The sequence below is a fragment of the Streptomyces hokutonensis genome (genome assembly GCF_042751305.1).
Classification (GTDB): Bacteria; Actinomycetota; Actinomycetes; order Streptomycetales; family Streptomycetaceae; genus Streptomyces; species Streptomyces hokutonensis_A.
In genome coordinates this window covers 338,756-350,278 of record NZ_JBHYWD010000002.1, presented here as the reverse complement: position 1 = coordinate 350,278, position 11,523 = coordinate 338,756, and the positions used below count along the sequence as shown (strand labels likewise).

Sequence of the window (11,523 nt, the reverse complement as noted above, 5' to 3'; positions counted from 1 at the left end):
GGGGATGTTGTGCGCCGAGACGTCTTCACCGACGACCACGAGGCATTCCGCCGACTCGCCCGGGACTTCATCGCCAAGGAGGTCGTCCCGCACTACACCGAGTGGGAGGAGACCGGCCGACTCCCCCGCACCCTCTTCGAACAGCTGGGCTCGCTCGGGCTGTTGGGCACGGCGGTCCCCGAGGAGTACGGCGGAGCGGGCCTCGACGACTACCGCTACAACGTCGTCCTCCAGGAGGAAGCGGCCCGCGCCCTGGTGACGTTGGGCACCGTCCGCACCCAACTCGACGTCGTCCTGCCGTACTTCCTCACCTACGCCGACCGGGATCAGCGCGAGCGCTGGTTCCCCGGCCTGGCCTCCGGGAAGCTGCTGACGGCCGTCGCGATGACCGAGCCGGGCACGGGCTCCGATCTCGCCGGCATCCGTACGACCGCCGTGCGCGACGGGGACTCGTACATTCTCAACGGCGCGAAGACCTTCATCACCGGCGGGCTCCTCGCCGACCTGGTGATCGTCGTGGCCCGTACGTCGACCGACCCGGACAACCGCCGCGCCGGGCTCACCCTGCTGGTCGTCGAGGACGGTATGCCCGGTTTCACTCGCGGACGGGTGCTGCACAAGCTGGGCATCAAGGTGCAGGACACGGTGGAGCTGGCCTTCGACGACGTACGGGTCCCGGTCGCCAACCGGCTCGGCGAGGAGGGTGCCGCGTTCGGCTATCTCGGCCACAACCTGCCGCAGGAGCGGATGACGGTGGCGGTGGGTTCGGTCGCGCAGGCGCGGGCGGCCCTGGAAACGACGATCGCCTACGTCAAGGAACGCAAGGCGTTCGGGAAACCGGTCGCCTCCTTCCAGAACACCAAGTTCGAACTCGCCGCGGTGGCGGCCGAGATCGAGGCCGCGCAGGCCATGCTGGACCGGGCGGTCCTCGAACTCGTCGCCGGTGAACTGAGCGGCCCCGACGCCGCCAAGGTGAAACTCTTCTGCACGGAGATGCAGGCCCGCGCGGTCGACCGCTGTCTGCAACTGTTCGGCGGCTACGGCTACATGCTGGAATACCCCATCGCCCGGCTCTACGCGGACGCGCGCATCACCCGCATCTACGCCGGAACCAGCGAGGTCATGAAGGTCATCATCGCCAAGTCCCTCGGATTGTGAGGCGGTTACGGTGCCGGACTTCTCCAGCAGACCAGGGGTCGCGTTCGTGGCGGGCGGCTCGGGCGGTATCGGCGCGGCGGTCGTACGCCTCCTCGCCGAGCGGGGCAGCGACATCGTCCTCACCTACCGGGCCAACCAGGAGGCGGCGGACGCACTCGCCGACGAGGTGAGGAAGCTGGGCCGTCAAGTGCGGTCACTGCGGCTGGACTTGAGCGACGAGTCCGCCACGGCCGAGGCCGTCACGGAAGCCGACGGAGGCATCCATACGCTCGTGTACGCGGCAGGACCACACGTACCCATGAGGCACCTGAGCAGGGTGTCGCCGGGCGAGTACCGCGCCCAACTCGAAGGGGACGCCGTGGCGTTCTTCAACCTCGTCCATCCCGCACTGCCGCTGCTGCGCGAAAGCCGGGGCAACATAGTCGCCGTGACGACCGTCGCCACCCGCCGCTTCCCGGTACGGGACGGGCTGTCGTCGGGCGCGAAGGGCGCGGTCGAGGCCGTGGCCCGCGCGCTGGCCGCCGAGGAGGGCCGCTACGGCGTCCGGGTGAACTGTGTGGCGCCCGGCATGCTCAACGACGGCATCGCCGGCCGTCTGATCAGCACCGGCGAACTCGACGAGGACGCCCTCGCCGTCACCCGGCGCAACATCCCGCTGCGCCGTTTCGGCGATGCCACGGACATCGCGGAGGCGGTCGCGTTCCTCGCCTCGGACCGGGCCGGGTTCATCACCGGGCAGGCGTTGGGAGTTGACGGCGGGTACAGCGTGTAGCGGTCATACGGGCGAGATACGGCGGCCCGACACGTATGCGGCGCGGACCAGTTCCCCGGACAACGCGTCGAGGGCAGCGCGTAGCGGTACGTGCAGCAGGCACAGGTCGGCGACCGCGCCCACCGCCAACCGCCTTGTCCGGGCGGGGTGTTGAGGCTCACCGGTGAACAGCCGTAGCGCCGCCTCCGGTTGGAGCCGCTCCCTGTCGTCCCGTTCGGTCGCCGCCCGCATGACCGCCCAGGGGTCCGAAGTGCCGTAGGGCGCGTCGGTGCCGGCGGCGAGGGGGATGCCGGCCTCGGCCAGGGTGCGGCAGCGGTAGAGGTGGGGGCGGTCGTCGGGGTCCACGTCGGTGGCGTACGCGGCGCCCCGTTCGACGGGGAAGTGGGGCTGGGTCACCACCGTCACCCCGAGCCGCCGCAGCCACGGGATCGTCTCGGCAGGGATGACCGACCCGTGCTCGATCCGGTCGCCGGCCGCCGGACCCACCTCGTCCAGGGCGAGCAGTGTCACCAGCAACTGCACCCGGGTCACACAGTGCACGGCGACCGGTCTGGGCCTGATCTCCCCCATGGTCTGCGCGAGTTGGGCGGGAGTCGGGAGCGTCGGATCGTCGAGCATCAGCTTCACGGGCTCGTCGACGCCCATCACCAGGAGCCGTTGCGGAAGGACCGACAGCATCTGGGTGAGTCCGCCGGCCGGGTGCGGGTCGGCGTTGGTGAACCCCGTGACGCCGAGTGCCGCCGCCCGCCGCCCCACACCCTCCAGATCCAGCCGTACGGGCGGCACGAAGCCGCGCAGCCGCTCGTCCTCGCGCCAGAACCGTCCGTCGCCGTCCAGCCCGGCCGCCCGGAGCGCGGCACTGTTCCACACCCACAGCGCGCCGGTGCGATGCTGCACCCGCACCGGCCGATCGGGGACGAGCGCGTCCAGCGTCCACCGGTCCAACTCTCCTGCCACGCCCTCGTGGTAGCCGACGGCCCGCACCCACTCCCCCGGCGGCCCACTCGCCAAGGCCGCCGCGAACGCCGTACGGTCTCGTACGTCTGTCGGTCCGACGCGCACGGAGGCGGCTTCGGCGGCCAGCGCCGCGAGGTGGACGTGATGGTCGTGCAGCCCCGGCAGCAACGCACCGCCCCGGCCGTCCACTTCAGCCCGCCCCGGCTGCCCGGGCCCGATCTCGGCGATCCGCCCGCCCGTGATCCGTACGTCCACCGCCGCCTCGTGGCCCGCCACCTCCACGTTTCTGATCAGCACGGCGGGCGGACCCGTACAGGCGCGTCGGCGAGGGTCGCGGCGCAGGCCGCCATGGAGACGCAGAGGAGTTCTCCGCCTCCCTCGGCGAGAGTGCGGGCTGCGGCGTGGGCGGCGAAGACACCGGTGACGGGGTCCGCGAGCGCGTCACCCAGGAACACTGGGTCGCCGTTCGTGTCCAGGCCCGTCAGACCGCCGGCGACGGCAGCGTCGTCTCCGAAAGCGATACGGTCGTTCTCTCGTCCGTAGCCGGTGATGCCGACCCAGACCCGGCCGGGGCGGGCGGCGAGGAACTCCTCGGCGCTGAGGCCGAGTCGGCGCAATGCGCGTGGTCGCGAGGCCTCGATCACGATGTCGGCCTCGGCGACGAGTTCGTCCAGCGCGCCGGGGGCGAAATCCGCGACCAGGTTGTCGTGCCCGTCGTGCAGCCAGCGGTAGAAGGCCGGTGTCCCGAGGCGCGCGCCGTCCGGTCGCGTCGCGCTCTCCACCTTGACGACCCGCGCGCCCGCCAGCCCCAGCAGCCGGGCGCACAGCGGCCCCGCCCAGAGCGCGGAGAAGTCGACGACCCGCAGATCGGCCATCGCACGCACCCGGCGCTCGCCCCACCGCTCGGCGCGCACCGCAGGCCGTGCGTTCCGGGTGACCGATCCGTGTACTGCGGCGGCGATGCCCAGCAACTGCGCGGCCTCGGCCACTTCGGCAGCCGTGACCCGTTGTACGGCCGTAGGCAGTTCCCCGGTCTCGGCGGACGGGGAGCCGAGAAGGGCCAGCAGTGCGGGTACGGCGGCGAGGTCGTCGGGGCGGGCCAGGTTCAGGGCGGTCCAGCCGTCGGAGGCTCGGAGGAGGTGGCAGGAGCCGTTGGCCGAGGTCCTGCCCGGGCGTTCCAGACCGGCCAGTTGGGCCCGGAGGAACAGTGCGTTCGGCAGGTCCACCGGCACATGCGTCAGGTCGGTGAAGGAGCGGGCGACATCAGAGAGGGGGTTCAGGTACGGCTCGACAGTGTCCATCCAGGCGCGGAGAGCGCGATTCTCCATGAGCCGAACCCCATTCTCTCCACAGGTGATCTCAAATTACACTCCGGTCCACGCCTGGAGGGAGATCACCGTGGAGTCGCCTCTCGTGATCGTCGATCTCGACCGCACCCCTGCCTGGGAACCAGACGCCCGCGACCGCGTCGTGATCGGTGTGGCCACAGCGCCCAAGGACTCGATCGACGGGTACGACGTACTGCTCACCGCTGCCCTTGATCCGCCCAACCCGTGGGTGTGGTGTGCGGATCCGCAGGCCACGGCTCGGGAGCTGGGGCACATCGTGAAGAGCCGGCCCGCCGCGGCCGTCGCGCTGGTGCAGGTACTGCGGATGGGTAGCGGGCTCTCGGTCCCGGACAGGCTGGTTCTCGAGTCCCTGGCCTACTCGACGCTCCAGGGCGGAACGGACTTCCGGTCCTGGCTTGCCGCCGCTCCCCGCCGTGCGCACCGCCCGGCCGAGACTCCCGTACGACTCGGTCGCGACGGATCCCGGCTGGCGATCACGCTGGACCGCCCCTGGGTGCGGAACGCCTTCGACGCGGCGACGCGGGACGCGCTGTGCGAGGCGCTCCAGGTGGCCGTGGCCGACCCGTCGATCACCCGCGTCGACCTGTACGGCAACGGTCCCGCGTTCTGCAGCGGGGGCGACCTCGCCGAGTTCGGTACGTCCAGTGATCCGGCGCGGGCCCATCTGGTGCGGGTCCATCGCAGCCCGGCCGCACTGCTGTACCGGTGCGCTCCGCGTGTGACCGCGCACCTGCACGGCGCCTGTGTCGGCGCGGGGATCGAACTCGCCGCCTTCGCGGGGCGGGTGGTCGCCGCGCCGGACACGGTGATCCGGTTGCCGGAGATCGGGATGGGGCTGATTCCGGGTGCGGGCGGCACGGCGAGCATCCCGGTCCGGGTCGGCCGGGAGCGGGCCGCGTATCTCGCCCTGTCCGGGGCGGAGTTGAGCGCCGGAGAAGCACTGCGCTGGGGGCTGGTCGACGAGATCGGCGATACCGACGACGTGACCGCCGATGCTCAGGAGGCGGTCCGCTCCTGAGCATCACTCCGGTGTCTCCAACAGTCGCCGAAGACACCGGAGTTCGGTCACTTCCCGCTCCACACCGGGCTGCGGCGTTCGGCGAAGGCCCGTGCCCCCTCCGCCGCGTCGGCGCTCCTGAACACCGCCTCGACCTCTGCCGGTTCGGCCCAACGGCGTTCCCGCATCAGCTTCTTGGTCATCGCCACACCGAGAGGGCCGTTCTCGGCGATGCGCCCGGCCAGGGTCAGCGCTGTCTCCCGCACCTTCTCGGCCGGTACGGCTCGGTTGACCAGGCCGAACTGTTTGGCGTCCGCCGCCGTGACGAGGTCGCCGGTCAGTCCCATCTCCAGGGCGACGGCCAGCGGCACCCGGTCGGCGAGGGTCGTACCGCCGCCGGCCGCGAAGAGGCCCCGTTTGACCTCGGCGATGCCCAACTTGGCGTCCTCGGCGGCGACCACCAGGTCGCAGGCCAGGGCGAGTTCGAAGCCGCCGGCGAGTGCCGAGCCGTTGAGGGCGGCGATCACCGGGGTGGCGATTCCCCCGCGGAAGAACCACACCAGCCCGTCGAACCTGCCGCCGCCCTTCGCGAACGCCTTGAGGTCCATGCCGGAGCAGAAGACCGTTCCGGCGCCGGTGAGGACGATCGCCCGGACCGCCGGGTCGGTGTCCGCCTCCCGCAGCACAGTTGACAGATCGTCAATCAGCTCCGGACTCATGGCGTTTCGGACCTCGGGACGGTTCAGAGTCGCCACGAGGACGGCGCCGACCCGTTCCGTCAGGACCAGGTCGCTCACCGGGCCGCCGCCACGGCCGCCCGGGCCTTGGAGCGGAACGCCTCCAACTTCTCGGCGGGCTCGATGAGTTGGTGACTGCGGGAGCGGGTGGTGACGTCGTGGCCCTCGGCCGCCTTGCGCAGGGCGCCCACGGTGGCCTGTTCGCACGGGATGTGCGCGAAGGGGTCGAAGGAGTACCAGCGCATCGCGTTCTCGAAGGTGATCTTCCGGGCGTCGCCGTCGGGGACGTCGCACTCCGTGAGCACGTCGTGCAGCTGCTCGGGGGCGTCCGGCCACAGGGAGTCGCTGTGCGGGTAGTCGCCCTCCCAGCAGATGTTGTCGATGCCGATGTCGTGGCGGAGCCGTACACCCAGCTTGTCGGTGATGAAGCAGGTCAGGAAGTGCTCGCGGAAGACCTCGGAGGGCAGCTTGCCGCCGAAGTCCTGGAGGGTCCAGGTGGAGTGCATCTCGAAGGTGCGGTCGAGACGCTCCAGGAAGTACGGGATCCAGCCCGTTCCGCCCTCCGAGAGGGCGATCTTCAGATTCGGGAACTCCTTGACCGGCTGCGACCAGAGCAGGTCGGCGGCGGCGGAGACGATGTTCATCGGCTGGAGCGTGATCATCACGTCGGGCGGCGAGTCGGCGGCCGGGACGGCGAGCCTGCCGGAGGAGCCGATGTGCACCGACATGACGGTGTCCGTGTCGGACAGCGCACGCCACAGCGGGTTCCAGTAGGGGTCGTGGAAGCTCGGGTAGCCGAGGACGGCGGGGTTCTCGGTGAAGGTGAGCGAGTGCACGCCCTTCTCAGCGACCCGGCGGACTTCCGCCGCGCACAGTTCCGCGTCCCAGATGGCAGGGAGCGCCATCGGGATGAAGCGGCCCGGGTAGGCGGCGCACCACTCGTCGATGTGCCAGTCGTTGTAGGCCCGGACGAGCGCGAGGGAGAAGTCGGCGTCCTCGGTGGCGAAGAGCCGGGCCGAGAAGCCGGGGAAGGAGGGGAAGTTCATCTGGGCGAGGATGCCGCCCGCGTTCATGTCCTTGATCCGCTCGTGCACGTCGTAGCAGCCGGGGCGGATCTCGTCGAGGCCCTGCGGTTCGACGCCGTACTCCTCCTTGGGCCGGCCGGCCACGGCGTTGAGCGCCGAGTTGGTGATGGTGACGCCGCGGAACTGCCAGACGTCGGTTCCGTCGTCCCGGTGCACCAGTTGGGGCGCGTCTTTCTTGTAGCGCTCGGGCAGGTGGTTCACGAACATGTCGGGCGGTTCGATGATGTGGTCGTCGACGCTGATGAGGATGAGGTCGTCGCGGTCCATGACGGCTCCTTCGGGGGTGGGTCGGTCAGTCGGAGGCGGGCAGCGGCTTGGCCGCCTTCAGGGTCATGGGGGCGCCGTCACAGGTCAGTTCGCCCGCGCCGGAGGCGGTGCAGAGCAGTTCGAGCGTCCCGGTGGCGTCGACGTACCGCTTGCCGATGAGAGTGGTGGTGCCGACCGGTCCGGGCTTCGCCGTGGGTGCTTCGGCGGCGGGTACCAACGGGCTGCCGCCGCAGGCCAGTTGGGGCTGTGCGTCGGCGGGTGCGCGGATGACGACCACGCGGGTGCCGCAGACGGTGCTGGCGAGTTGGTCACCGGGGCGCGGCGTCGGTGCCGGTGGGGTCATGGCGGAGTTCCCTTTCGAGCAGGCGGTCGGCGAGGAGTTCCACGTCGTAGGACTGACGGGCCATCCAGTACCGCAGGAAGCCGGTGAGCGAGTACCGCAGGAAGAGCGCGGACCCGACGACGCTTCCGGCGACCGCGGCGAGCCCGAGGGTGAGAGCGTCGTTCTGCACCAGCGGGTCGCTGGTGTTGTGCGAGATGAAGTAGGCGCTCACGCCGAGGACGACGCCGATCGTCATCAGGGCGGCGCCCGCGCGCAGCCAGAGAGCGGCCCTTCCGGCGGCCGGGTCCGGGATTTTCAGGACGGTGAGTTCGCGGACGAAGCGGTCCGCTCGCGTCTCGGTGGACGTCATGTGGAACTCCCCAGGTAGAGAGCGGACAGTTCGGCGCGCAGGCCGCCGTCGGGGTGGCCTTGCCGTTCAACCCGGCCGCGCACGAGGACGGCGGCGTGGTCGCAGATGTCGAGTACCGCGGCGGCGAACTGCTCGACGACCAGCACGGCGACGCCCTGTCGGGCGATCTCGCCGACCTGTTCGTAGAGGCGGCCGACGACCAACGGGGCGAGTCCCATGGAGAGTTCGTCGAGCAGCAGGACGGCGGGGTCGGTGGTGAGGCCACGGGCGAGGGCGAGCATCTGCTGTTCGCCGCCGGAGAGGGTGCCCGCCGCCTGTCCGGCGCGTTGCGCGAGGACGGGGAAGCGGGCGAACGCGATCTCCTCGATCTCCTCGCGGCCGCGGCCGGTGAAGGTCATCATGAGGAGGTTGTCGCGGACGGACAGGTTCGGGAACACGCCTCGTCCTTCGGGGATGAGGCAGACCCCGGCGCGGGCCAGGTCGCGGGGGTCGGCACCGGTCATGTCCCGTCCGCCGAGCAGGAGTTGGCCCGACTCGACGGGGTGGACTCCGGCGGCGACGCGCAGGGTGGTGGTCTTTCCGGCGCCGTTCGGGCCGAGGAGCGCGACCACCTGTCCGGCGGCGACGTCGAGGTCGACGCCGTGCAGGACGGTGATGCGTTCATGGGCGGCGCGGATGCCGCGCAGTTCGAGAAGTGCGCTCACGCGTCCCCCAGATAGGCGGCGAGTACCGTTTCGTCGCTGCGGATCACCTCGGGCGGCCCGACGGCGATGATCTTGCCGAGGTCGAGGACGTACACCTCGTCGCAGACCGCCATCACGAGGCTCATGTCGTGCTCGACGAGGACCACGGCGGTGCCGTCCTCCGTGAGGGCGCGCAGGAGTTCCGCGAAGCGTTCGGTCTCCTCCGCGTCCTGTCCGGCGGCGGGTTCGTCGAGGAGAAGCACCTTCGGGCGGATCGCGAGCGCTCTTCCGACCTCGACCAGGCGGCCGACTCCGGTGGGGAGGGCGTCGGGTGAGGTGTCGGCGATGTCGGTGAGATCGAGGCGGTGGAGTATCTCGGTGACTAGCCGGTCGGCCCGGCGCCGTTCGGGACCGAGTTCGGCGGCCACGAGGAGGTTGTCGCGCACGCTCAACCGCCCGAACAGTTCCAGGCGTTGGAAGGTGCGGGCCAGTCCGTGCCGGGCGCGTGCGGAGGGCCGGGCCCGGGTGACGTCCCGGCCGTCCAGCCGGACCTGCCCCGAGGCGGGTCTGCGCAGTCCGGAGGCGACGTCGAACAGGGTACTTTTTCCAGCCCCGTTGGGCCCGATGAGTCCGGTGACCCGGCCCGCCTCGGCGGTCAGCGCGACCCCGTCGAGCGCGCGGTTCCCGCCGAAGGTGACGGTCACTCCACTAACCTGCAGCGACGCCACGGGCCAGCACCTCCTCGTCCTCGGGGCGCCACGCACGCCGTAGGCCCCACCACTCGACGGGGATCTCCGGCTCGGCCGGAGCGGACTGCCGGGCGTCCGCCCAGGTGCGCAGCGCTACGGCGAGAAGGAGTGAACCGCCGTAGTACGTCCAGTCGTTGATCACGCCGCCGAAGCGCAGCGCCCAGGCCAGGGCGAGAACGCAGAGCAGGGCGGGCAGGGCGATGCGGTCGCGGGCGAGGGGCTCCCACTGGCGGCGGAAACGGGGGACGATGCCGTCGGGATTGTGGCCGAGTCCGACGCCGGCCAGGCCCGGGAGCAGGGCGACCAGGTTCGCGGTGCCCGGGGCGATGGCGATCAGGGCGTTCGTCGGGCCGACGAAGGCGGTGCCGGCGAAGAGGCCGTTGCCGACCGCGCCGAGTCCGCCGACCACGGCGACGAGGAAGATCGGCAGTCCCGCGATGAGGCTGAACTGGTCGGCGGTGACGGTGCGTTGCTGCATTCCGTACAGCGCTCCGCCGAGTCCGGCGATACCCGAGGCCAGGGCGAACACCGCGACTTTGGCGACCAGCAGATTGCCGCCGAGGGTGGCATACGCGGCCTCGCTGTCGCGCAGGGCGATCAGTCGCCGTCCGAAGCGGCTGCGGCGCAGGGCGGCCACGCCGATCGAGGCGAGGGCGAGGCAGACGGCGGCGAACACCATCAACTCCCGCCCGCTGTCCAGCCGTAGACCGAAGAGGTGGGGTCCGGAGATGTCCACCGAGCCCTGGTCGAACAGGGCGATCCGGAGGCCGAAGAGGTGGAAGGCCGGGATGGTGAAGATCCAGCGGTCGAGGATCACCGCGAACGCGGCTGTGCCCAGGGCGAGATAGACACCGGAGAGCCGTAGCGCGGGGAGTGCGACCAGGGCTCCGGCCGCCGCCGAGACGAGGATCGCGGCGCCGAGTGCCCACAGTTGGCCGTGGGCTCCGAGGTGTCCCCAGACGACCGCGCCGATGGCGGCCATGCTGAGCTGGCACAGGGAGACCTGTCCGGCGTACCCGGCGAGCGGGACGTACGAGAGTGCCACTACCCCCAGAGAGAAGATCGCTCCGTAGGTGATCAGGTCGGCTTCTCCGAGGAGGGAGGCCAGTACCGCGCCGAAGGTGATGACCACCGCGGCGAAGACGAGTGTGCCGCGCGCGCTCGGCACCGGTACGCGGGCGAGCCGTCGTTCCCGGCCGCGCAGGCGTCGGTGCGGGAAGACCAGCAGGGCGAGGAAGAGGAGGAGGGCGGGGGCGGCGAGCCGTAGTCCGGGGAGGTATTCGTTCTGCGGCAGGTAGCCCGTCAGATAGCTCTCCATGCAGCCGACGACGACGGCGCCCAGGAAGGTGAGCGGCAGGCTGCGCAGTCGGCCGAAGACGGCCGCGGTGTAGGCGCTGACGATCAGCAGGGAGAGCTGGGCGGCATCCAGGGTGACGGTCGGGGCGATCAAAATGCCGCCGATCGCGGCGAGTTGGGTGCCGAGGATCCAGGAGACCCGGCCCGCCCGCACCGGGTCGGCGCCGGTGAGTCCGACGAGTGCCCGGTCGTCGACGGCGGCGCGCATCTCGGCTCCGGCGCGGGTGCGGTAGAGCAGGATGCGCAGGCCGATCGCGACGGCGACGGCCACCGCCATGGTGATCGCCTGGTGCCAGGTGATGACGGCAGGGCCTACGTGGAAGGGTTTGCGGCCGGCGAAGAACATCGGCAGCGGGCGCGCGACGTTCGGGTCCCAGATCCAGCGCGCCGCCGCGATGAGCCCGCTGAGCAACGCCACCGTCGTGACGAGCCGTTCGGCTTCGCCGAGGGCCTGGACGGGGCGCAGCACGAACCGCTCCACGAGCAGTCCGAAGCCCGGGGCGAGCACGAGCAGCACCACGACCAGGGCGAGCGGAACGGGCCAGCCCCAGCCGACGGTCAGCTGCCAGTACATGAACGCGGACAGCATGCCCGCCGCGCCGTGCGCGAAGTTGAACACGCCGGTGGTGGTGTAGGTGAGCACGAGCCCACTGCCGATGACGGCATAGATCGCGGCCGTGCTCAGGCCGACGATCCCGAAGGTGAGGAACTGGTCCATCGC

The 11,523-nt window shown here is 71.0% G+C and carries 12 protein-coding genes; 3 read left to right on the top strand and 9 right to left on the bottom strand.

What is annotated here, in order from left to right:
• The first annotated feature begins 9 nt into the window (after positions 1-9).
• Positions 10-1,158 carry an acyl-CoA dehydrogenase family protein gene (locus ACFXC1_RS07795; RefSeq protein WP_381240248.1) on the top strand — a complete coding sequence of 383 codons (1,149 nt, stop codon included), beginning with the start codon at positions 10-12 and terminating at the stop codon, positions 1,156-1,158.
• A gap of 46 nt (positions 1,159-1,204) precedes the next feature.
• Positions 1,205-1,930 carry an SDR family NAD(P)-dependent oxidoreductase gene (locus tag ACFXC1_RS07790; RefSeq protein ID WP_381241122.1) on the top strand — a complete coding sequence of 242 codons (726 nt, stop codon included), beginning with the start codon at positions 1,205-1,207 and terminating at the stop codon, positions 1,928-1,930.
• Positions 1,931-1,933: 3 nt separating this feature from the next.
• On the opposite strand, the gene ACFXC1_RS07785 is transcribed toward ACFXC1_RS07790, so the two are convergent.
• Entirely contained in the window at positions 1,934-3,184 is a 1,251-nt protein-coding gene (locus tag ACFXC1_RS07785; protein ID WP_381240246.1) for an amidohydrolase family protein, read from the bottom strand.
• Positions 3,178-4,215, bottom strand: coding sequence for a CoA transferase (locus tag ACFXC1_RS07780; RefSeq protein WP_381240244.1), 1,038 nt, complete (start codon positions 4,213-4,215; stop codon positions 3,178-3,180). The genes ACFXC1_RS07785 and ACFXC1_RS07780 overlap by 7 nt, the downstream gene beginning before the upstream one ends.
• 70 nt (positions 4,216-4,285) lie before the next feature.
• Here ACFXC1_RS07780 and ACFXC1_RS07775 point away from each other — a divergent pair, with 70 nt between their 5' ends.
• Positions 4,286-5,254, top strand: a complete 969-nt coding sequence (locus ACFXC1_RS07775) for an enoyl-CoA hydratase/isomerase family protein (protein ID WP_381240241.1) — start codon at positions 4,286-4,288, stop codon at positions 5,252-5,254.
• A 47-nt stretch (positions 5,255-5,301) separates the two neighbouring features.
• Here ACFXC1_RS07775 and ACFXC1_RS07770 read toward each other — a convergent pair whose 3' ends face one another.
• Genes ACFXC1_RS07770 through ACFXC1_RS07740 form a run of 7 tightly spaced genes read right to left on the bottom strand, consistent with a single transcriptional unit; the run spans position 5,302 to position 11,520 of the window.
• Positions 5,302-6,030 (bottom strand): enoyl-CoA hydratase-related protein, encoded by a 729-nt coding sequence (locus ACFXC1_RS07770; protein ID WP_381240238.1) that lies wholly within the window; start codon positions 6,028-6,030, stop codon positions 5,302-5,304.
• Entirely contained in the window at positions 6,027-7,322 is a 1,296-nt protein-coding gene (locus tag ACFXC1_RS07765; RefSeq protein WP_381240235.1) for an amidohydrolase family protein, read from the bottom strand. The genes ACFXC1_RS07770 and ACFXC1_RS07765 overlap by 4 nt, the downstream gene beginning before the upstream one ends.
• A gap of 25 nt (positions 7,323-7,347) precedes the next feature.
• Positions 7,348-7,665, bottom strand: coding sequence for a hypothetical protein (locus tag ACFXC1_RS07760; protein ID WP_381240232.1), 318 nt, complete (start codon positions 7,663-7,665; stop codon positions 7,348-7,350).
• Positions 7,631-8,014: a hypothetical protein gene (locus ACFXC1_RS07755; protein ID WP_019070011.1), complete on the bottom strand. Its 384-nt coding sequence runs from the start codon at positions 8,012-8,014 to the stop codon at positions 7,631-7,633. Before ACFXC1_RS07755 ends, ACFXC1_RS07760 begins: the two co-directional genes overlap by 35 nt.
• The gene (locus ACFXC1_RS07750) at positions 8,011-8,718 is read right to left on the bottom strand and encodes an ABC transporter ATP-binding protein (protein ID WP_381240229.1); all 708 of its coding nucleotides are present in this window, start codon (positions 8,716-8,718) and stop codon (positions 8,011-8,013) included. The genes ACFXC1_RS07755 and ACFXC1_RS07750 overlap by 4 nt, the downstream gene beginning before the upstream one ends.
• Positions 8,715-9,425, bottom strand: coding sequence for an ABC transporter ATP-binding protein (locus ACFXC1_RS07745; RefSeq protein WP_381240226.1), 711 nt, complete (start codon positions 9,423-9,425; stop codon positions 8,715-8,717). Before ACFXC1_RS07745 ends, ACFXC1_RS07750 begins: the two co-directional genes overlap by 4 nt.
• Entirely contained in the window at positions 9,406-11,520 is a 2,115-nt protein-coding gene (locus tag ACFXC1_RS07740; protein WP_381240223.1) for a branched-chain amino acid ABC transporter permease, read from the bottom strand. Before ACFXC1_RS07740 ends, ACFXC1_RS07745 begins: the two co-directional genes overlap by 20 nt.
• Positions 11,521-11,523: the final 3 nt, after the last annotated feature.

What these genes read in the sequence shown, in the direction of transcription:
- ACFXC1_RS07780 (WP_381240244.1), bottom strand. Translation starts at nt 4,215, where the DNA reads ATGGAGAATCGCGCTCTCCGCGCCTGGATGGACACTGTCGAGCCGTAC.
- ACFXC1_RS07765 (WP_381240235.1), bottom strand. Translation starts at nt 7,322, where the DNA reads ATGGACCGCGACGACCTCATCCTCATCAGCGTCGACGACCACATCATC.
- ACFXC1_RS07760 (WP_381240232.1), bottom strand. Translation starts at nt 7,665, where the DNA reads ATGACCCCACCGGCACCGACGCCGCGCCCCGGTGACCAACTCGCCAGC.
- ACFXC1_RS07755 (WP_019070011.1), bottom strand. Translation starts at nt 8,014, where the DNA reads ATGACGTCCACCGAGACGCGAGCGGACCGCTTCGTCCGCGAACTCACC.
- ACFXC1_RS07740 (WP_381240223.1), bottom strand. Translation starts at nt 11,520, where the DNA reads ATGGACCAGTTCCTCACCTTCGGGATCGTCGGCCTGAGCACGGCCGCG.